We start from the raw sequence: 21517 nt of genomic DNA, 5'->3' as shown, positions 1-21517 counted from the left end.
CCGGCCGCAAGAGGGGCTTTAGAGACGGCCCCGACGATCGGCACGGCGGGTTCGGCAGACAGCCGGTTCGGACGGTTCAGCCGGTGCGGACGGGTCAGCCGGCTCGGATGGTTCGTGTGGTTTCAACGCGATATGAGTCGCTTCGAGGCGAGGGGAAAGACAGTGGCGGAATTCGGTTCATTCGCGGAGCTCGTGCTGACGCGGTCGGACGAACGGGGCGACGCTGACGCGTTCGTGTTCCTCGCGGACGGGGTGCGGGGCAAGGTGCCCGAGCGACTGCCGTACCGGGAACTGGACCGCGCGGCCAAGGACATCGCGTCCTGGCTGCAGGCGCGGGGCCTGGCGGGCCGTCAGGTCCTGCTGCTCTACCCCTCGGGCCTGGAATTCGTCAAGGCGTTCGTGGGCTGCCTCTACGCCGGGGCCGTCGCGGTGCCCGCGCCGCTGCCCTCCGAGCAGGGCCAGCACTTTCGGCGCGTGTCCGGGATCGTCCGCGACGCCCGGGTCGGTGCCGTACTGACCCTCGCCGAGCACGCCCCGGAGGTGGAGGCGTGGCTGGCGGCCGAGGGCTTCTCGGACGTGGTCTGCCTGCCCACCGACCAGGGAACGGTCGGTGACACGGCCGCCTGGCAGGACCCGCGGCTGAGCCCGGAGCACCTGGCCTTCCTGCAGTACACCTCGGGGTCCACCAGCGCCCCCAAGGGCGTGATGGTCTCGCACGGCAACCTGCTCGCCAACGAGGCGGCCATCGCCCGCTCCACCGGCAACACCCCCGACACGATGGTCGGCGGCTGGCTGCCCTTCTACCACGACATGGGTCTGATCGGGCACATCCTCCAGCCGCTGTGGCTGGGCACCACGAGCGTGCTCATTCCTCCGGTGTCGTTCCTGCGCAAGCCCGTCCGCTGGCTGGAACTGGTCAGCGAGTACGGGGTGAACGCCAGCGGCGGCCCCAACTTCGCGTACGACCTGTGCGTCCGCCGGATCACCGACGCGCAGCTGGAGGGCCTGGACCTGTCGTCGTGGCGGACCGCCTGCAACGGCGCCGAACCCGTCAGGGCCGAGACCCTGCAGGCGTTCACCGAGCGCTTCGGGCCCTACGGGTTCCGGCCGGAGACGATGTTCCCCTGCTACGGCATGGCCGAGACCACCCTGCTGGTGACCGGTACCCCGAAGACGCGCGGCGCGCTGGTGCGCGAGGTGGACGCGGCCGGGCTGGAGCAGGGCAGCGTCGAGGGACCGTACCTGGGCGCCCCGCGACGGACCCTGGTCAGCAGCGGGGTCGCGCTGGGCGAGGACTTCGAGGTGCGGATCGTCGACCCCGAGGCACTCACCGAGCGGCCCGAGGGCAAGGTCGGGGAGATCTGGGTGCGCGGCGCCAGTGTGGCCTCCGGCTACTGGGAGCGGCCGGAGGTGAACGCCGAGATCTTCGGCGCCCGGATCGCCGGCCAGGAGCAGCTGGGTACCTGGCTGCGCACCGGCGACATGGGCGTCATGGGCGCCGGGGAGCTCTTCGTGACCGGCCGTCTCAAGGAGATGGTCCTGATCAACGGCCGCAACATCTACCCGTACGACGTGGAGAGCGCCGTACGCGACCTGAACCCCGCGATCTCCTCCGGTGCCGTCTTCGCCGTCGACACCGGCGGCCAGGAGCACCTGGTGGTGATCCACGAGATCCGGGCCGCCGCGGCGGGCGCCGAACTGAAGAGCGTGGCCACCGACATCCAGCGGCACATCGGCATGGAGTTCGCCGTACCGGCCGGCAACGTGCTGCTGGTCCGTCCCGGCACCGTGCGCAGGACCACCAGCGGCAAGATCCAGCGCACCCTGATGCGCAAGCTGTTCCTCGAGGGCGGGGTCACCGCGCTGCACTCGGTGCTGGATCCGGCGGTGCGCGCGCTCATCGGCGGGGACGCGGCGGACGCACAGGGCACGCAGGCCGCCGACCCGGCCATGGCTCCGGTGGGCTGAGCCATGGAACATCCCCCTTACCTCGTCGCGCAGGAACTGGAGTCCCTGCTCGGGGATCCCGAGGATCCTGGCACCGCCTTCTCCCACGCCCGCAGTCTGGAACTCGACGAGAACGAGGAGTTCCCCGCAGACATCTGCCGGCTGCTGGAGGGCTGGGGCCTGCAGGAGTTCTACATCCCGGTCGAGTACGGCGGCAGGCTCACCGACTACGAGACCGTCATGCAGGTCATGCGGGTGGTGGCCCGGCGCGATCTGACCGTCGCCGTCGGGCACGGCAAGACCTATCTGGGCGGGGTGTGTGTCTGGATCTCCGGCACCGCCGAGCAGGCCCGCGGCCTCGCCGCGGACATCCGGGGCGGGGTACCGGTCTCGCTGGCCCTCACCGAGCGCGCCCACGGCAGCGACCTGCTCGCCGGGGATGTGCGGGGCGAGGCCGACAGCGGGGGCGGCTGGCGCGTCAGCGGTGAGAAGTGGCTGATCAACAACGCCACCCGGGGCAGCCTGCTCTCCGTGCTCACCCGTACCGCCGAGGACGGCGGGCCGCGCGGCTTCACCGTGCTGCTGGTCGACAAGCGGCGGCTGGCCGAGGGCGACGACTACCGCTGCCTGGACAAGATCCGCACGCATGGCATCCGGGGCGCGGACATCAGCGGCATCGCCTTCGACGCGGCCCCTGTGCCGGCGGACGCGGCGGTCGGCGGGGCGGGCGGCGGTGTCGAGACCGTGCTCAAGGCCCTGCAGCTCACCCGCACGATGTGCGCCTCGCTGTCGCTGGGCGCGGCGGACCACGCGCTGACCATCGCCCTGGACTTCGCCGAGCGGCGCGAGCTGTTCGGACGGCGTCTCATCGATCTGCCGCAGGCACGGCACGTGCTCGCCTCGGCGGCGGCGGACGTGCTGGTCGGGGAGGCGCTGGCCACGGTCGCCGCCCGGTCCGTGCACAACGTCCCCGACGAGCTGAGCGTGGTCGCCGCGGCCACCAAGTACCTGGTGCCCACCGGGACCGAGGGGGTGATCGCCGACCTGACGCGGCTGCTCGGGGCGCGGGCCTTCCTGAAGGACGTCCACGCCCTGGGGATGTTCCAGAAGGTCGACCGCGACCACCGCATCGTCGGCCTCTTCGACGGCAACACCCTGGTCAACCTCAACTCCCTGGTCAACCAGTTCCGTTCGCTGTCCCGCGGCTGGCTGCGGGGCAGCGGCGACACGGGTGGCGCCGTCCGGGCCTTCGACGTGGCCGAGCCGCTGCCCCCGCTGGACCCGGCGCGGCTGTCCCTGGTGGCCCGGCGGGGCAGCGGCGTCATGGCCACGCTGCCGGATTCGGTGGCGGCGCTGCGCGCCGAGGCCGCCGGCCGGCCGGAGCTCAAGGGCGCCCTGGACGCGGCGGAGCGGCTGCTCGCGGTGACCGGCCGGGTCCACGAGGCGATGGACGCCTACCGCACCGTGGTCACCGACGTCCCGCCCGCCGCCTTCGACGTGGCCCGGCAGTACAGCCTGTGCCTGGCCGGCGCCGCCTGCCTCGGCCTGTGGACGCACAATCACCGGGCGGCGGACGCGGGGCGCACCGGGGCCCTGTGGCGCGACGGGGTGTGGCTGTGGCCCGCCCTCGACCGGCTGCTGGTGCGGCTGGGCGAGCCGGACGCGGGAGACCCCGACGCCTACCTTCCGCTGCTGGAGCGGCTGCGGGCCGCACGGGAAACGGGCGAGCTGTTCTCACTGTTCCCGTTCTCCCTGCACAGGGCCGTCGGCCGGCCCACCGAGGATCCCGGCGCCACCGCGCACGGGGCGGCACACCGGCACACCGGGGAGCCCGGCGATGCCACCGCTGGAGCTGCCTCCGGCCGGAACACCAGGGCACCCGGCGACGCCGCTCCACAGTCCGGACCGTCCGACAACTCCGCTCCGCGCACCGGCGCATCCGACGCCACCGCCACCCCCTCCCACGCACCCGGCGACACCCGCGTGGCCGCGCGTACACCCGGTGGCGACGGCGTGACGACCCGCGCATCCGGCGGCGACGGCGCGGCCACCCGCACACCCGGCGACACCCGCGCAGCCACCCACGCGCCCGGCGACGCAGGCGCGGTCACCCGCGCACCCACTGGCGACGGCGGTTCGCGGACCGTCGGCGACGCCGTACCGCACGCACACACCGACACCCGGGCCGCCGTCGGCGGGACCCGGACATCCGAGGGGACGTCATGCTGAGTGATCCCGAGGTCCAGGGGCTGCCCGGCAAGGCAGCTCCGACCGGTACCGCCACCGCCCTTACCACCGACCCGGCCGCGCACCAGGCGCGGGAGAGCGAGGTGCAGGCCAGGATCGCCGATCTGGAGAACCGTTTCGGGGATCCCCACGACCCCGCCAATCCGCTCGGCGCCGCCGGACTGCCGGCCGCCGACGAGGCCGGGGAACTGCCCGCCGCCGGTGAGCGGCTCCTCGACGACGTGGTCCTCAACGCCGAGTTCGTGCCCACCGACCTGGGCGGGCGGCTGGACCGGCTCGACACCCTCGTACGCGTGATGCGGCAGGTGTTCCGGCGCGACGTGGCGCTCGGCCTCGGCTACGGCATCACGTCCTTCATGGCCGCCGCCAACGTGTGGACGGCCGGCAGCGAGGAGCAGCGCCGCCGAACGGCCGAGCTGCTGCTGGGGGGATCCAAGATCTCCGTCGCCTATCACGAGCTGCCGCACGGCAACGACTTCGTGCGCAACGAGTTCCGGGCCGACCCCGTGCCCGGCGGCTTCCGGCTCAACGGCCGCAAGGAGGTCATCAACAACGCGGACCGGGCCGACGCCTTCGCCCTGTTCAGCCGTACCGACGACAGCCCGGGCAGCCGCAGCCACTCGGTCCTGCTGGTCGAACGGGACCAGCTCGACGCGGAGCGTTTCGCGGTGCTGCCCCGCTACAACGCGGTCGGCGTGCGCGGCTGCCGGCTGTCCGGGCTGGACTTCGCCGACTGCCCGGTGCCCGACGCCACCCTGGTCGGCGCCCGGGGCCAGGGCGTCGAACTGGCCCTGCGCTCCTTCCAGATCACCCGCAGCGCGATACCCAGCATGGCCGTCGGCGCCCTCGACACGAGCCTGCGCACGGTGGTGCGGTTCGCCCTCGGGCGTCAGCTGTACCGGCGTTCGGTGATGGAGATACCGCACGCCTCCTCCACCCTCACCGGCGCCTTCCTCGACCTGCTCATCTGCGACAGCATGGCGACGGTCGGCACCCGGGCGGTGCACCTGCTGCCCGACGAGACCAGCGTGTACGCGGCGGCGGTCAAGTACCTGGTGCCCAAGATGCTCACCGACACCATGTACGACCTGTCGATCGTGCTCGGGGCGCGGTTCTACGTCCGCGAGGGAGAGTTCGGCCTCTTCCAGAAGCACGTCCGCGACCTGCCGGTGCTGAGCCTCGGCCACGCGGGCTCGGCGGCCTGCCAGGCCACCATCATTCCGCAGCTGTCCCGGCTGGCCCGGCGGGCCTGGTTCAAGGGCGACGAGGCCCCGCAGAGCCTGTTCCGCCCACGGGAGGGGCTGCCCGGCATCCCCTTCGAGCGGCTCTCCCTGGCCAGCGGCCGGGACAGTCTGAGCGCCTCGCTGGTCGCCGCCGCCGACGGTCTGCCCAGCGGTTCCCCCGAGGAACTCGCGGTGCAGGCGCTCGTCATGCGGATGCTCGACCAGTTGCGCCAGCTCCAGGAGGACAGCCTGAACCTCTCCCCGCTGGACCGCACCGCTCTCGCCAGCCCGGCCAGCTTCGCGCTGGCCGACCGCTACGCGGTGTTCCTCGCGGCGGCGTCCGTCCTGGGCGTCTGGCGCGGGGCACAGGGCGGTGACGACTCCTTCCTGGCCGACCCGGCCTGGGTCGCCGCCGCACTGCACAGGCTGGCGCGCCGGCTCGGACAGCGCCCGGCCGACCTGCCGCCCGGGTGCGAGGGCCGGGTGCACGAGGAAGTGCTCCGGCGCTTCCACGAACGCCGCAGCTACGACCTCTACGACACCCCGCTGGCCGGCTGACCGCCGGCCGACCGGACCTGACGCGCCTTCACCGAGGAGTTTGACCCATGTCTGTTCCCGCGACCGACCGCACCGCGAACAACGAGCTCACCGCACACACCGTCGAGTCGCTGAGCAGCTGGCTCGCCGACCGGATCGCCCTGTACCTCAGGCGGACGCCGTCCGAGATCATGCCCACCGTGCCGCTGGCCGAGTACGGGCTGGACTCAGTGGCGGCGCTGAGCCTGTGCGGCGACATCGAGGAGGACTTCGACCTCGTCCTCGAACCCACCGTGGCCTGGGACTACCCGACCGTAGCGGCACTGGCCCAGCACCTCGCGGAGGAGCTGCGGGCGATGGAGGGCGAGAATCGATGAGGCCCGTAGCCATAGTCGGCATCGACTGCCGATTCCCGGGGGCGCCCGATCCGGCGGCCTACTGGGACATGCTGATGCGCTCCGGCGACGGGGTGGAGAAGGTGCCCCGGGACCGCTGGGAAGCCCGTGACTTCCACTCGCGTACCGGCGCCGAAGGACACTCCAACACCACCGAGGGCGGTTTCATCTCCGACCCGGACGCCTTCGACAACGAGTTCTTCACCGTCTCCCCGCGCGAGGCGGCGGCGATGGACCCGCAGCAGCGGCTGCTGCTGCAGTGCGCCTGGCGTGCCGTCGAGGACGCCGGCGTCGCCCCGCACCGGCTGGCCGGCACCGACACCGGGGTCTTCGTCGGCATCATGGGCAACGAGTGGGCGCACCTGCACATGACCGACTACGCCAAGGTCACCCCCCAGCTCGGCTCCGGCAACGGCTACTGCATGACCGCCAACCGGATCTCGTACCACCTCGACCTCAAGGGACCCAGCCTGGCGGTGGACACCGCCTGCTCCTCGTCCCTCGTCGCGGTCCACCTCGCCTGCAACGCCCTGCTCGCGGGGGAGTGCGACACCGCCATCGCGGCGGGCGTCAACGTGGCGCTCACCCCCGCGCTCGGCATCTTCTACACCCAGGCCGGGCTGTCCGCCCCGGACGGCCGGTGCAAACCGTTCAGCGCCGACGCCAACGGCATCGGCCGGGGCGAGGGAGTCGGCGCGGTGGTGCTGCGCCGGCTGGAGGACGCGATCGCCGACGGCCAGCCGGTGTACGCGGTCATCCGTGGCACCGCCGTCAACCAGGACGGCCGCAGCAACGGCATCACCGCCCCCAACCGCTGGTCGCAGCAGGAGGTGCTGGCCGCCGCCTACCGCCGGGCCGGCGTCGAGCCGTCCGACGTGACCTTCACCGAGGGCCACGGGACCGGCACCGTCCTGGGCGACATGATCGAGGTCAAGGCCCTCGGTCACCTGCACGCCGGCCGGTCCGGGCGTCCGCTGGCACTCGGCTCGGTCAAGGGCAACATCGGGCACGCCGAAGGGGCGGCCGGCATCGCGGGGCTCATCAAGGTCGCGTTGTCGCTGCATCACAAGGCGGTCCCCGCCAGCCGGTTCGCGGCCAAGGAGAACCCGGCGCTGAAACTGGCCAAGCAGGGGATACGTCTCCTCAAGGCCCCGCTGCGCCTGCGCTCCGGGTCGACGATCGGAGGTCTGAGCAGCTTCGGGATGGGTGGCACCAACGCCCACGCCGTCCTGGAGTCCGCGCCGCCGTACGCCGCACGTCCCGAGGCGACGGAGCCGGAACCCGGGCGGACCGGTCAGGCCACCGGCTCCACGGGGCTGGGCGCCGGAGTCTTCACGCTGACCGCGCCCTCGACGGCCGCGCTGCGCCGCAACCTGCTGGTCCAGGCCGACGCCATGGAGCGGCGCAGGGTGCCGGCCGGCCCGCTGTGCTGGAGCAGCAACCGGACCAAGACGGGGCACCGCTACCGCTTCGCGCTGCCCGCCCGGGACACCGGCGAACTGGCCACGGCACTGCGGGAGACCGCCGCCGACGACGACCTGCTGGCCAGGCTCGTCGGCAACCCCACGGGGAAGCCGCAGGTGGCGCTGCTGTTCACCGGCCAGGGCTCGCAGTACCCGGCGATGACCGCGCGGCTGTACCTTCAGTCACCGCTGTACCGGAGGTTCCTCAACGAGGCCGACGAGGCACTCGCCCCGTATGTCGGCGGCTCGGTGCGCGAACTGCTGCTCTCCGGCGACGAGGCCGTGCACCGCACCGGCTGGACCCAGCCCGCCCTGTTCGCCGTCGAGTACGCCCTGGCGTCGAGCCTGACCGAACTCGGCGTGCCGCCGGCGCTGCTGCTCGGCCACAGCGTCGGTGAGTACGCCGCGGCCGTGCTGGCCGAGGTGTTCCCGCTGGAGCAGGCCGCCCGGCTGGTCGCCGCCCGCGGCGCCCTGATGGAGCAGCTGCCCGAGGGCGGCGGAATGCTCGCCGTTCGGGCGCCGCTCACGGAGCTGACCGAACTCGTCGACGCGGAACCCCTGGTCGGGGTGGGCGCGGTCAACGGCCCCCGGGCCACCGTGCTCTCCGGCGACCTGGCGGCACTGGGGAGGATCGACGACGAACTCGTCCGACGGGGCGTCAGGACCCGGCGCCTGGATGTCTCGCACGCGTTCCACTCCCCCCTGATGGAGCCGATGCTGGACCGGTTCGCCGCGCTCGCGGACGAGACCGGCGGCGGAATCCCCAAGCTCCCGGTGTACTCCACCGTGCGCGGGCGGCTCCTGGAGGCCGAGCCGATGGACGCCAAGTACTGGACCGAGCACATCAGCGCCCCCGTGCTGTTCGGCGACGCGATGGCCCGGCTGCTGGAGGCGGGCCCCACCCACCTGGTGGAGGTCGGCCCCCGTCCGGTGCTCACCGGCATGGCGCGCGCCCTGCGCTCCGCGGCCGGAGCCGGGGTGCACCCGGTGGTGCCCGTGCCGGGTGAGGAGGCCGACGGCCGCGCGTTCGCCGAGGCGTTGGCCGAACTCTTCCGCAGCGGACTCGACCCCCGGTGGGACGCCGTCTACCCGCAGGAGGAGCGGCAGCCGCAACGGCTCGCCACCTACGCCTTCTCCGACGCCCACCGCTTCTGGACCCGCACGCCTGTACGGGCAGCGCCCCTGGCGGACCTCGGCGCGGTCCCCGACCGCGCGGACACCGTGCCGCCGCAGTCGAGGGAGCAGCCGGCGGCGAACGGGCGCGGCGCGGTCCTCTCCTCCGTGCCCTCCGCCGTGGAGGACCCGGTGTCCCGCGCGGTGATCGAGGCCGTCGCGGAGGTGGGCGGATACGCCACCGACGAGGTGTCGCGGCTCTCCCTGCTCTACGAGGACCTCGGCTTCGACTCGGTGATGATCATGGAGCTGAAGGACCGGCTCCAGGAACGGCTGAACGGCCTGGAGTCGATGAGTGTGCAGGACCTGCTCCCGCAGCTGTCCTCGGTCGGTGACCTCGTCGACTACCTCCAGGACCGGGTCGGCGCGGCCGTCGCCTGAGCGAAGCGCTCCGCGTACGTGCCCCGAGTACGCGCTTCGCCCGAAGCGCGGCAAGAGGGCACGGGCCGTATGCGGCTGGTCGCGCCCATGCGACCGGCCCGCGCGATGTCACAGCCCCGCACCCCTCCCGGGGCGCGGCCCCCGCACCCGATGCCGACGGGCGTCCGGCGCGGTGACCGGAGCGGTTCCGGCCTCCCGCCGGGACCGACGGTCACCGCACCGGCGCCCGTCCGCCTCCCGATCCGCATCCCCGCACCACTGTCCGCCGCTCCGGAAACGGAAGGACCGTACCCATGCAGTCAGAGCACCCCCGTGAACAGGCTTCCTCGCCCCCGGGACCCGCCACATCCGTCTCCTACCTCGCCGCGGTCGGCACCGCGCTGCCCGGCGACCCGGTCGACAACGCGACGCTGGCCAGGACACTCGGTGTCAACGAGGAGTGGATCGACGTCTTCATCGGCACCCGGACCCGGCACTTCGCCCGGGACCTGGAGACCGGTGAGGTGCGCTGGTCGCTCGCCGACCTGTGCGCCCGTGCCGCCGAACAGGCCATCACCGCGTCCGGCCTCTCCCTGCACGAGATCGACTTCGTGGTCATGGGCACCGCGACCCCGGACCACCTCATGCCCGCCACCGTCAACCACGTCGCCGACCAGCTCGGCCTGGACCAGATCCCGACCTACCAGCTCCAGTCCGGCTGCGCCGGCGCCGTACAGGCGCTGCAACTGGGCCACACCCTGGTCACCGGCGGGGGACACAAGGCCGGTCTGGTGATCGGGGGCGACGTCTGCAGCAAACACCTCGACCTGAACCGGGACCTGTCCGCGGCGGCACCCAGCGACCTCGTCAACTACGTGCTCTTCGGCGACGGAGCGGGTGCCGCCGTGATCACCTCGGAGCCGCGCGGACAGCGCCTGGCCCTGAGCGGTGTGCTGAACCGGTTCACCGGTCTGGGCCGGGAGCCTGGCCAGGTCATCGACTGGTTCGGCCTCGCCGACCGGCACGAGGACCGGCAGGCGGTACGGGAGGACTACAAGGCCATCGAGGAGTCCGTCCCGGTCATGGCCGTGGAGATCCTCTGGGAACTGCTGGAGGACCTCGACTGGACCCCCGAGCAGGTGGACTTCCTGCTGCCGCCACAGCTGTCCGGCCGTATGACACGACGGATCGCTGAGGAGCTCGGCCTGCCCGACGCCGTCGAGGTGTCCTGTGTCGCGGACACCGGGAACAACGGCAACGCCCTGCCCTTCCTCCAGCTGGAGGCACTGCTGGAGAAGATCGGCGTGGGGCAGCGCGCGCTGGCGATCGCCGTCGAGTCCAGCAAGTGGATCAAGTCCGGTTTCGCGCTCGAAAAGATCTGACCGCCCGCACACGCCTGCCCGGGAGGGCCGTACAGAATGCACACCATCGACGATTTCGTCCGCCTCGTCAGGGACGAGCTCGGTATGCCGCTGGAGGAGTACCAGGTCGCCGCCGATCTGGACCAACTGCCCGAGTGGGACTCGCTGTACCTGCTGAAACTGGTCACCGCCCTGGAACAGGCCACCGGCCGCTCCCTGCCCGTGGGCAGGCTGCTGGAGGCCCGCAGTCTCGGCGAGATCTACCAGTTGGCGGCCGGGACGTGACCGGCTTCCGGTCCGGCGGGGCCCGGTCGGCCCCCGCACGGGCCCACCCCGAGCACCGGCGCCGGCACACCCTGTACTTCCTGGAACACGCCGCCCGGCAGCGGCCCGTCCACCTCGACACCGACATCGACATGACCCGGATCGAGGCCCACCGAAGCGCCCGACGGGCCGCCGGTGGGCGCTACTCGGTCGTCACCTATCTCCTGCACGCCACCGGCCGCGTGCTGCACCGCCATCCGGAGGCCAACGCGGTACTGGTCCCAGGAGGGCTGTTCGGGCTGTTCGGGCTGCGCGGACCCCGGACCCTGCGGTTCACGGAGGTCACCGCCAAGCTGGCGCTGGACCGCACCGTGGACGGGGAACGGACCGTGCTCTCCGCGCTGCTGCCCGCCCTGGAGAGCGCGAGCCTGGACGAGATCCAGCGGCGCGTCGACCGCTACCGGGGCCCCGACACCGAGCGGCTGGCCGAGTTCCGGGGTGTCCGGCTGCTCGGCCGGCTGCCGGTGCCGCTCGGGCGGCTGGCCTTCGCCGCCGCACTGCGCGACCCGGCCAGACGGCCGGGCGTCTTCGGCACCGTGGCGGTCAGCTCGCTGGGCCACCGCCCGGTCGACGGCTTCCACTCCAGCGGCGGTACCGCCATCACCCTGTGCGCGGGTCGCGTCGTCGACCGGCCGGTCGTCCGGGAGGGCCGGCTCGCCGTCGCCCCGGTCATGCGGCTCGGCCTCACCTTCGATCACCGGGTCGTCGACGGCGGTACCGCCGCCGACGTACTCGGTGATCTCAAGCACGAATTGGAGGGCTTCGATGACGGTGCGGAGGAGGACGGCACCCAGCCCCTCGTTCGGGGAGCCGGCGCGGATCTCCGGCCGTGACGGAGCCTGGGACCAGGTACGCGCGGACCTGGAGGAGCACGAGGTCGCGGTGCTGCACGCCCGGGTCGCCGACTGGCGGCCCGACCGGGCGGGCGGCCCGCGCCTGCGTGCCCTGCTGGGCCGGGACTGGGAGCGCTACCTGGAGATGACACACCCGGATGTGCGGACGCGGTTCGCCGCCTCCCGGGTGCTGCTGAAGTTCGCCGCCGCGGTGGCACTGCGCGTGCCCCCACAGGCCGTCGAACTCGGGTACGGCCCCACCGGCCGCCCCTATCTCCGCGGCTACGACGCGGTGGACATCAGCCTCAGCCACACCGAGGATCTGCTGCTCATCGGGCTCACCACCAAAGGGCTGATCGGGGTGGACGCCGAGCGCGCGGACCGCCCGCTCTACACGCGCGGGCTGCACCGCCACATCTGTACGCCGCACGAACTGACCGTCCTGGAGCGGCTCCCGCCACACCGGCGAGGGGCCGCACTGGTGCGCATGTGGACGCTCAAGGAGGCCTACAGCAAGGCGATAGGGCAGGGACTGCGCTTCCGCTTCACCGACTTCGGCTTCAGCGGCGACGGCCGGCCCGCCCGGGTCCTGGCTCCGGACGGGGCACCGGGCACCGGTGTCGAATGGCAGTTCCGCACCTTCTCGGTGGACGGCGGCTACGTCGTCAGCGTCGCGGTGAGCGACGCCGGCTTCGGCGGTACGCGAGACACGGCCGCCCACACCATGCTCGATCCGCGGGTCGTCGCGGCCGTGGCCGAGGCGCTGGGCGACGACGCGGAGCCAGAGGACCGGGCCGGAGGAGAGGACGAAGTCCTGGACTGGTGAACGCGCGGCAAGGGCGGGCTCCCGGCCACGACGAGCGGGCGCTCAACCGGTGCGCCAGTGGGGCTTAAGGGACGACGGCCAGCATCGTCTACGAGCGGGCCGCCCCGCCGGGGGACTTCCCCCCCTCCCGGCCGGGGCGCCCGTTCGTCACCTCGTACGACCGGACAGCCCTCGCTCGCAGCCGGTACGACCAGGAAGGCCCCCGAGCCCTCCGGCCGCATCTCCCCGGCATCGCCCCCGTATCCCGGAGGAGACGGAGAACCACGATGGACCATCTCGGAGAGCTCAAGGAATTCGCGCGGCTGCACGCCCGCGGCCAGGGCATCAGTGAACGCCAGGTCGAGGCCGTACTGCCGAGGATCACCAACGACGTGCCGGGACACCCCGCTTCCTGGGCCCGGGTGTGGACCGCCGAGGCCGACCGGCTGGCCTGCGAGGGCCGCCCGCTCGACGCCTGCCGACGTTACGCGCTCGCCCGCTTCCCGTCCCACGGCGACGACGTCCGGCGCAGGGCCCAGGACAACTGCGTACGGACCTTCGACGACTGGCGTCGCCGACGGGGCGTCGAACGGCTGGTGCTCGACCACCCGGACGGCACGGTCGCCTGCTGGGCCAGCGGACTGGACGCCCGCCGTCGACGGCCACTGCTCCTGATCATGGGCGGCATCGTCAGCGTCAAGGAGCAGTGGGCGCCTCTCCTGCCCCGCCTCGCCCGCCTCGGCTACGCGGCGGTGGCCACCGAGATGCCCGGCGTCGGTGAGAACACCCTGCGCTACCACGCGGACTCCTGGCGGCTGCTGCCGTTCCTGATGGACCGGCTGGCCGGCCGCGCCCGGGTGAGCGACACCTCCGTCCTCGGCCTCAGCTTCAGCGGCCACCTCGCGCTGCGCGCGGCGGCCGACGACCCGCGCATCCGCTCCGTCCACACCGTCGGCGCCCCCGTGGCCGGGTTCTTCACCGACCCCGGCTGGTGGCCCAGGGTGCCGGGGATCACCGTCGAGACGCTGTGCCGGCTCACCGGCGCGGCCGACGACGACGAACTGCGGTCACTGCTCGCGGACTTCGCGCTCGGCCCGGACGTACTGGGCGCGGTCGACATCCCGGTCGGATACGTGGTCAGCTCCCGGGACGAGATCATCCCGCCCACGGAGCGGCAGCTGCTCGGCCGCGCGCTGCCCCGGGTGCGTTTCAAGGAGTTCGACGACGTCCACGGCTCCCCGGCGCACCTGGGCGCCATGCGGAAGTGGCTGATCGGGTCACTGCTGCGAGCCCGCGTCACGAACCGGGTCGGCGGACGCCGCGCCCTGCCCACCACCGGTGCACGGCGGTCGCCCGTCGAGGCCGGCGCGGTAGCGGTCACGCCGGGTGCGACCGGTCCGGCCGGCGTGACCGGCACCGGTGTGACGAGCCCGGCCGGCCGTGTGGCCGACGCCGTACCCCGCAGGCCGCACCCGGCTCCCGCCGACTGAGCGTCCCGGACTGTCCGCCGGGTCCTGTCGGAGGTGTGGTGAGAGCGCCGCGCGGCGCCCACGGCGCCCGGCACGCTCCCCGCCGCGGACCACATCACCCCTGGTTCACGCGCCGCTCCCACCGAGTGGCAGCGGCACCGCGCCCGCTTCCGGGGCGTCCCCTCGCACACCTATTCAGAGGTGGCTGTCATGTCCTCCGTGCACACCCTCCCCGCTCCCTCCGCGCCGGCCCAGGTGTTCGCTCCCTGGCGGACCATGACACCGGGCCAGGCGCTGCCATGGCGTTCCCTGGCCTCGCTGGGCCTCGACCCCGACCTCGACCTCGCCCCCGATCCCGGTGCCGAGAACGTCCCCGGTGCCCCGGGCGGGTGCGGTGCCGACGACGGTCGGTCTCCGGGCTCGTCGGACGTCGTCGAGTCCGTGCCGGTCCCGCGCCACCCCGTCCACGACCACCACCCGATGCCGCAGGAGGCCTGACCCCCATGGCCGAGACCCCCTTCACCGCCCGCTCGCCCTTCAGGCCCAACCACCAGCCGGGGCGGCCCAGACCACGCGCGGTGGGCCGCAACGAGATCCGCGTCCGTACCCGCAACCTGCACGGCTATCGCTTCGCCTACCGGATGGCGGGCAAGGGCGAGACCGCCGTGGTGCTGATCCACGGCATCGGTGACTCCTCCGCGACCTGGGCCGACATCATCCCGGGCCTGGCAGCCCGGTACCGGGTCATCGTCCCCGACCTGCTCGGCCACGGGGCGTCGGCCAAACCCCGCGGCGACTACTCTCCCGGGGCGTACGCCAACGGGCTGCGGGATCTGCTCAGCGCCCTCGGCGTCGAGCGGGCCACCCTTGTCGGCCACTCCCTCGGCGGCGCGGTGGCCGCCCAGTTCGCCTACCAGTTCCCGGAGCGCAGCGAGCGTCTGGTCCTGGTCGGCAGCGGAGGCATCGGCCGTCAGGTCTCCCCGCTGCTGCGGGCCGCCTCGCTGCCGGGCGCCGAACTGCTGCTTTCGGCACTCCAACTGCCCACGGTGCGTTGGCAGTTGGAGATGCTCATCCGGGTCATGAAGACGCTGAACCTCGGTCTGGGAGTCGACGCGCCGGATCTGATGCGGGTGGTCGACGCCCTGCCCGACGCGAGTTCGCGCAGCGCCTTCGTACGAACCCTGCGGGCGGTCGTCGACTGGCGGGGGCAGGTCGGCACCCTGCTCGACCGCTGCTACCTGACCCAGGGCATGCCGACCATGCTGGTGTGGGGCGGACGGGACATGGTCGTCCCGGCCATCCACGCCGGACTCGGCCATGTCTCCATGCCGGGCAGCCGGCTGGAGATATTCGAGGAAGCGGGGCACTTCCCGTTCCACACGGACCCGGAACGCTTCCTCGGCGTGCTCCACGACTTCATCGGCCGCACCGAACCCGCCCGGTTCAGCTCCGAGGAGTGGCGCCAACTGCTCCGCACCCGCCGCGCCGGCGCCGGCACCCGAGGCACCCACCCCCTCCAGGGCCGAGCCACCGGCTGACAGCCTCGCCGGCACGATGCCCCGGAGGCCTTCACCGAACTCCATTCCCGCCGGGCCTTGTCCCCGGGAGACGGGGGCACTGGTTCGACGCAGACCGGCACGGCGTTTCCCGGCCGGGCCCTGGACTCGGACCCGGCCTCGGGGGGCCCGGCCCTGGCCCCGGACTCGGCATGGCCCTCGGAGCGGGCAGGGCTCCGGGCCCGGCCCTGGCCTTGGAACCGGCAAGGCCCCGGAGTCGGCAAGGCCCCGGAGTCGGCAGGGCCCCGGAGTCGGCAGGGCCCCGGACTGGGCATGGCCCTCGGACCTGGGCGAGGCTCCGGGTCCGGACCCGGGCAGTGCCTTGGACCCGGCCAAAGCCCTGGCCTCGGCCCTGGCCCCGACAGGGCCCCGGGTCCTGCCCCCGGACCGGCCCGCGTCCGGGAGGGCCGCGTCCCGGGGTGCGGGGCGGGGCCGAGGCCATGACTCCGTGGGGCAGAGAGGCGGTGCGGCGGACTCCGGGGCGGGGGTCGTGCCGGTTGTCGCCAGTGGACGCGCTGTTCGGCGGCCCGCACGGCGGTGAGCCCACTGCTCCGGGACGCGAGATCGACCGGGCCGAGCTGGAGCGGTCCCTCTGCGCCCTCGGCGCCTAGGGCGGGCACCGGGCCGACGGTTTGCGCGCCGTGGTGCTGAACGGGGCCGCGGGCCCCGCGTGGGCGCGCCAATCGGTGGGGCGGGACGCAGCCGGGCCCCGTACCGCTCTCGGACGAGAGGGCGGTACGGGGCCCTGGTCATCTGGCCCGATGCGGCCCGGGCCCGCTCACCGGCTCCGGCGGGGCGCATCACGCCGCTCCCACGGACGTACGGAGCCCGGTCGCCTGACCCGATGCGGCCCGGCGGCGGGATCAGGCCCGCTCGGCGGCCTCCGGGCGAGAGCCGGTCGACTGCCGCTCGGGAGTCCGTGCGGGGGACGTCACGCCGCTCCCGCGGACGTGAGGGCGGGGTCGGCCGTGCCGATGAGCCACATCCCCGGCCGGACCTCGACCGCGTGCGCGGCGGGGGAGGGCCGGCGGGGGGAACCCGTCGCCAGACGGGCCGCGGCGCGGCGGACGTACTCCGTCCAGCGCCGGTCACCCAGCCGCTCGGCGGCACGCCCGCACTGCGCCAGCTGACGCACCGCCGTCTCCTCACGGCCACGCCGCAGATTGACCAGGGCCAGCCCGTTCAGCGCGGCCACCTCGCCCCGCAGGTCCCCTCCCGCCGAGCAGAGCGCCAACGCCCGCCCGTAACGCCGCGCGGCGGGTTCCAGCAGGTCCTGGCCGAGCAGGACGTCGGCCATCCCGATCCGGCAGCGTGCGGCCCCGGCCCGGTCGTGGACCAGCGCGAACGTGTGCTGGGCAGCGGTGTAGCACCGCAGTGCCCGGTCGGCCTCGCGGCGCTGCCAGGCGAGGTCGCCCAACGAGTACTGGATCGCGGCCTCCGCCTCGATGCTCCCGGCCCGCCGGGCGGCGTCCAGGGCGAGCTCGTGGGTCTCCTCCCACTCCTCCCACGCGGCGCGGGCGTGGAAGTATCCGGTGGCGCTCCCGGCGAGCTGCCACACCAGCGGCCAAAGCTCCGCCGCGTGCGTCTGCCGCACCGTCTCCACCAGGCCCGTGGCCTCCTCGCGAAACCATCCCAGCGGGCTCGCGCCGACGATCGCGGGGGCGTCGAGGCCGGGGTCCGTGGCGTCGGGGTGCGTCCTCCAGTCCCTTCCCGGGATGAGCTGCCGGTCCGCGTACCGGGCAAGGGTCGCGTAGGCACGGCCCAGCCGCTCGACGGCGTCCCGCCGGGTCCGGGCCCCGTCCGGCTCCGCCTCCCGCAGCTCGGTGGCCAGCACCCGCAGCAGCGAGTGGAAGCCGTAGCGGACCGACCGGCCGTCGGTCCGGGCCTCCAGCAACTGGGCCCGTACGAGTTCCTCGGTGGTTTCCTCCGCCTCCGCCTGCCCGGTGCCGAGCAGGGCCGCGGCGGTCCACCCGGTGAAGTCGAGAGCCGGGGCCAGGGACAGTAGACGGAACGCCCGCCGCACCGCGGGCCCGGCTTCCTGATACCCCGTCAGCAGGGTCGCGCGCAGGTCGAGGCCGCCCTCGCGCAGCACGCCGAGCCGGGTCCGCTCGTCGTGCAGACGGCTCGCCAGTGCGGCCGGCGTGGTGTGTGGCCGCGCGGTCAGGGCCGCCGCGGCCACGCGCAGTGCCAGGGGGAAACAACCGCACAGCCGGGCGATCTCGGCGACCGCCTCCGGATCCTGCGCCATCCGCTCGCCCCCTGCGGCGAGCAGGAGTTCCACCGCCTCCTGCGGCCTCACCGTGTCCAGCCGCAGGTGTTCCGCACCGTCGAGGGCGGCTGCCGGGCGACGGCCGGTGAGGATCACCGCGCCTGCCGCGCCCGCCTGGAGCAGCGGTCGTATCTGGTGCTCCGACGCGGCGTCGTCCAGGACGAGCAGCATCCGGCGCCCGTGCAGTACCCGCCGCAGCCGGTCCGTCACTTCCTCGGGATCGGTGAGCGGGGAGCCGGACACGTCATCGGTGAGTCGGCGCAGCAGTGCCGCCGCCGCCTGCGAGGCACTCAGCGGACGCCCGTCCGGTCCGCGCAGGCCGATCAGCAGCTGGCCGTCCGGGAACAGGTCGGCCGTCCGGTGGGCGAGCTGCAGGGCCAGGGCGGTCTTGCCGACGCCGGCCGGCCCGGAGACGGCCAGCACCCGCACCGGCTGCCGGCCCGCACCTCCGCGCAAAGCCCGTTCCCCATACGCCAGTTCCTCGTGCCGGCCGACAAACCCGGGCGGTGCGGAGGGCAGCGTCGAGGGTGGACCGGGGACGGGCCGCGGTCCGTCGGCCGTCCCCGCCGCACGCCGCGCGACTCCCCGGCCCCCCGGTGTGCCGGTGCCGCGGCCCTCGTCGTCCTGGCTGGTGCCACGCGCGTTCCGGAGCGGTTGCCAGTCCAGGGACGGATCCCGGCGCAGGACGCGTTCGTGCAGCCTGGACATGCCCGGACCCGGCTCGACGCCCAGTTCCTCCACGAGGGAGTGGCGCAGCCGTCCGTACACCCGCAGCGCGTCGGATCCACGGCTCGTCCGGTACAGGGCCACCATGAGGTGTCCGTGCAGGGTCTCCCGCAGCGGATGCTCGTTGGCCAGAGCCAGCAGCTCCCCGGCGAGTTCCTGGTGACGGCCCAGCCGCAGGTCGGCCACGATCCGCTGTTCCAGGACCTCCATCCGCAGCTCGTCCAGGCGGATGGCGGCGGATTCCAGCCGCACGCCGTGCGGGATCCCCGACAGGGCCTGGCCCGTCCACAGGGCGAGCGCCTCGTGCAGCAGCCCGGAGGCCCGGCCGAAGTCCCCGTCCTGGAACGCCGTGCGGCCCTCGGCCCGCAACCGTTCGAAGCAGGGCAGGTCGAACTCCCGGTCGGAAACCCCCAGGAGGTATCCGGGAGCCCGGGTCAGCAGTTCTCCGGAGCGCCCTGTGCTCCCGTCGTCGGCGAGCACTTTGCGAAGCTGGGACACGTACACCTGGAGGGTGGTGGTCGCGGTACGCGGTGGTTCCGTCCCCCACAACTCGTCTATCAGGCTGTGCACCGGTACCACTTCACCGGCCTGTACGAGCAGGGTGGCCAGCAGGGCGCGCGGTTTCGCCGCGGAGGGAGTGCGGGGCGACAGGCTCACCGGCCCCAGTACGCGGAAACGCATCGGAGAGCTCCTTGAAGATGACTGCGAGTGGGAGAGAGGCGAGCGGGAGAGGGGGGAGCGGGAGGCAGGCGAGCGGGAGAGGGGGGAGCGGGAGGCAGGCGAGCGGGAGAGAAAAAGGGGGGAACGCCGGTCCGGGCAGCCGCGGTCGGTCAGCAGTCCTGGAGCAGGACGGCCGAGGCGGTGCACAGGACCCGGCTGCCCTGGCTGAAGGCGAGCCGGGTATGGACGCTGGGGCGGCCCGTCTCGTCGCGGACCGGGGCCTCGGTGACGACCGTGCAGGTCAGCGGAAGGTCGGCGTCCCCGAAACCCCGGAAGGACGCCCGCCACCGGGTCAGCACGGCGTGGGCTGGCCTCAGGCCGTGCAGTTCCGCGGCGGCGAGCAGCGAGGCCTGCCGGGACGCCTCCAGGAACACCGGGCCGGGGACATGGCCTCCGGACCCGGCCTCGAAGACCTCGTGGCCGGGCTCGCAGGCCACGGGCAGTACGAACTCCCCGTACGGTGCCCACAGCGGGGGGCCGACGACGACGTTGCGCGGGTTGTCGCGCCCGACCGACTCGGGCCGCACGGTGATCGCCGCGTCCTGGCCGGCGACGGTCATGGCGGCCAGCGGGCGTACCACCGGTGCGGTGCTCCGCAGACTCTCCTGGCGCCCTGCCTCGCGGTGCGACCGGTACACCTGGGGCATCAGGAACTGGAGCCGTGCGGAAGCGCTCCCACAGTTGACTCCGTCGATCGCCACGTTGCCCCGGCAGTCGAGGCCGCGCGGGACGCCGTTGACCACGTCGACGGGGGCCAGGGTGATGTCCAGCGTGATGTGGGCCGGCCGGCCGGTGCGGCGCCACGGGGCGAGGTCGAGGACGTCGAGCCCGCTGGAGACGAAGACCGCGGGGCGTTCCGCGGGAACCCGGAAGTACTGGTGTGCGACGAACTGCGTCGCCTGGCGCAGGGTCTCGGCGACGAAGAGCAGATCATGGAAGGTGCCCGGTCCGTCGTTGAACGTCTCGTGCTCGCAGGGCAGTTCGGCGGAGAGCGCGAAGTTCTGTTCCACCGGAGGCGTGGCGTCCAGCAGGAACCCCTCCGGTGTGACGGGTCTGTGGAGCAGGTGGAGCGGTGCGGTGAAACCTTTGGAGCCCGGCGCGGACGAGGCGGGCTGAGGTGTGAAGGTGATGTCCATTCCAGCTCCTTCTGGGATTGCCCGGGGCGCGCGGCCGGTGCGTACCCCGCCACAGGGCGGTGGCGAAAGGATTCCGCCACCGCTCCACGATGTCCTGGAACACTGGTATCGGCCTGTACCCGGCCTGTATCCGGCCTGGACCACAGCAGGATCCGGCCGTCCGACGTGCTAGGCGGCCCGCGCGGAGACCAGGGGATGGTCGGCGGTGAGCGGCCCCGCCGCGCTCGCTCCGCCGGGCTGACCGAGGTCTGCGAAGATCTCGGTGTCGACCTTCCGGTAGTCGCTCCACTCGTCCGGGACGTCGTCCTCGAAGAAGATCGACTCCACCGGGCAGACGGGTTCACAGGCACCGCAGTCGACGCATTCGTCGGGCTGGATGTAGAGCTTCCTCGGGCCCTCGTAGATGCAGTCGACAGGGCATTCGTCTATGCAGGCCTTGTCCTTGACGTCGACACAGGGCTGAGCGATCACATAAGCCATGCTGTTTCTCCCGGGATACGGCGGTCGGACGGTTTCGGTGGGATCAGAAGTGCCGGGCGGACCGCCCGACGGTCCAGGTGTCGCCGCCGGCGAGGAGGGCGCTGAGGTCGCCTTTGCCGTTCTGGACGATCGCGGTGTCGAGTTGTTCGGCCATCTGTGTGTCGTAGACGGGTCGGTCGACGGAGCGGAAGACGCCGATGGGTGTGTGGTGCAGGGTGTCGGGGTCGGCGAGGCGGGAGAGTGCGAAGGCATTGGTCGGGGATGTGGTGTGCGTGTCGTGGACGAGCACGTCGTTCTCGTTGTCGGGGGTGACGGCGACGACTTTCAGGTCGCCGGTGGCCGGGTCCCGTACGACGCCTTTGGCGTGGTCGGCTCCGAAGCGGATGGGTTGTCCGTGTTCGAGGCGGATCACGGCTTCCTCGGCCTGTTGGCGGTCTTTGAGGACTTCGAAGGCGCCGTCGTTGAAGATGTTGCAGTTCTGGTAGATCTCGAC

15 protein-coding genes and 1 pseudogene are annotated in these 21517 nt (G+C 73.0%); 12 read left to right on the top strand and 4 right to left on the bottom strand.

Features of this window, described 5'->3' with window-relative positions; genetic code table 11:
• Positions 1-162 precede the first annotated feature (162 nt).
• The 12 genes from G3I56_RS41440 to G3I56_RS41385 all read left to right on the top strand — a co-directional run bounded on the left by G3I56_RS41440 (position 163) and on the right by G3I56_RS41385 (position 15675).
• A complete protein-coding gene (locus tag G3I56_RS41440; RefSeq protein ID WP_164418504.1) occupies positions 163-1968 on the top strand; it encodes a fatty acyl-AMP ligase in 1806 nt (601 codons plus the stop codon).
• 3 nt (positions 1969-1971) lie between these two features.
• Positions 1972-4176 (top strand): acyl-CoA dehydrogenase family protein, encoded by a 2205-nt coding sequence (locus G3I56_RS41435; RefSeq protein ID WP_239135426.1) that lies wholly within the window; start codon positions 1972-1974, stop codon positions 4174-4176.
• Complete coding sequence (locus G3I56_RS41430) at positions 4170-5975, top strand: acyl-CoA dehydrogenase family protein (protein WP_164418502.1); 1806 nt, start codon at positions 4170-4172, stop codon at positions 5973-5975. The genes G3I56_RS41435 and G3I56_RS41430 overlap by 7 nt, the downstream gene beginning before the upstream one ends.
• Before the next feature lie 47 nt (positions 5976-6022).
• Entirely contained in the window at positions 6023-6331 is a 309-nt protein-coding gene (locus tag G3I56_RS41425; RefSeq protein ID WP_164418501.1) for an acyl carrier protein, read from the top strand.
• Positions 6328-9366 (top strand): type I polyketide synthase, encoded by a 3039-nt coding sequence (locus G3I56_RS41420; RefSeq protein WP_164418499.1) that lies wholly within the window; start codon positions 6328-6330, stop codon positions 9364-9366. Before G3I56_RS41425 ends, G3I56_RS41420 begins: the two co-directional genes overlap by 4 nt.
• Before the next feature lie 293 nt (positions 9367-9659).
• Positions 9660-10727: a 3-oxoacyl-ACP synthase III family protein gene (locus G3I56_RS41415; RefSeq protein WP_164418497.1), complete on the top strand. Its 1068-nt coding sequence runs from the start codon at positions 9660-9662 to the stop codon at positions 10725-10727.
• Between the two features lie 36 nt (positions 10728-10763).
• On the top strand, positions 10764-10991 hold the full coding sequence (locus G3I56_RS41410) for an acyl carrier protein (protein WP_164418495.1): 228 nt from the start codon (positions 10764-10766) through the stop codon (positions 10989-10991).
• Positions 10988-11863, top strand: a complete 876-nt coding sequence (locus G3I56_RS41405; RefSeq protein ID WP_164418493.1) for a 2-oxo acid dehydrogenase subunit E2 — start codon at positions 10988-10990, stop codon at positions 11861-11863. The genes G3I56_RS41410 and G3I56_RS41405 overlap by 4 nt, the downstream gene beginning before the upstream one ends.
• On the top strand, positions 11796-12689 hold the full coding sequence (locus tag G3I56_RS41400; protein WP_164418491.1) for a 4'-phosphopantetheinyl transferase superfamily protein: 894 nt from the start codon (positions 11796-11798) through the stop codon (positions 12687-12689). Before G3I56_RS41405 ends, G3I56_RS41400 begins: the two co-directional genes overlap by 68 nt.
• Before the next feature lie 266 nt (positions 12690-12955).
• Positions 12956-14158 carry an alpha/beta hydrolase gene (locus tag G3I56_RS41395; protein WP_164418489.1) on the top strand — a complete coding sequence of 401 codons (1203 nt, stop codon included), beginning with the start codon at positions 12956-12958 and terminating at the stop codon, positions 14156-14158.
• A 189-nt stretch (positions 14159-14347) separates the two neighbouring features.
• A complete protein-coding gene (locus G3I56_RS41390; RefSeq protein ID WP_164418487.1) occupies positions 14348-14635 on the top strand; it encodes a hypothetical protein in 288 nt (95 codons plus the stop codon).
• 5 nt (positions 14636-14640) lie between these two features.
• Complete coding sequence (locus G3I56_RS41385) at positions 14641-15675, top strand: alpha/beta hydrolase (protein ID WP_164418485.1); 1035 nt, start codon at positions 14641-14643, stop codon at positions 15673-15675.
• A gap of 949 nt (positions 15676-16624) precedes the next feature.
• Here G3I56_RS41385 and G3I56_RS41380 read toward each other — a convergent pair.
• The 4 genes and pseudogenes from G3I56_RS41380 to G3I56_RS41365 all read right to left on the bottom strand — a co-directional run.
• A complete protein-coding gene (locus G3I56_RS41380; protein WP_164418483.1) occupies positions 16625-19369 on the bottom strand; it encodes an AfsR/SARP family transcriptional regulator in 2745 nt (914 codons plus the stop codon).
• Positions 19370-19518: 149 nt separating this feature from the next.
• Positions 19519-20544, bottom strand: a complete 1026-nt coding sequence (locus tag G3I56_RS41375; protein WP_164418481.1) for an AfsA-related hotdog domain-containing protein — start codon at positions 20542-20544, stop codon at positions 19519-19521.
• A gap of 168 nt (positions 20545-20712) precedes the next feature.
• Positions 20713-21024, bottom strand: a complete 312-nt coding sequence (fdxA, locus tag G3I56_RS41370; RefSeq protein WP_164418479.1) for a ferredoxin — start codon at positions 21022-21024, stop codon at positions 20713-20715.
• Between the two features lie 43 nt (positions 21025-21067).
• Positions 21068-21517 (bottom strand): annotated as a pseudogene (locus G3I56_RS41365) (2-oxoacid:ferredoxin oxidoreductase subunit beta); the annotation flags it as partial.

This window comes from Streptomyces sp. SID12488, assembly GCF_010548275.1.
Classification (GTDB): Bacteria; Actinomycetota; Actinomycetes; order Streptomycetales; family Streptomycetaceae; genus Streptomyces.
The sequence above is the reverse complement of the archived record's forward strand: the minus strand, read 5'-3'. Positions and strand labels throughout refer to the sequence as shown.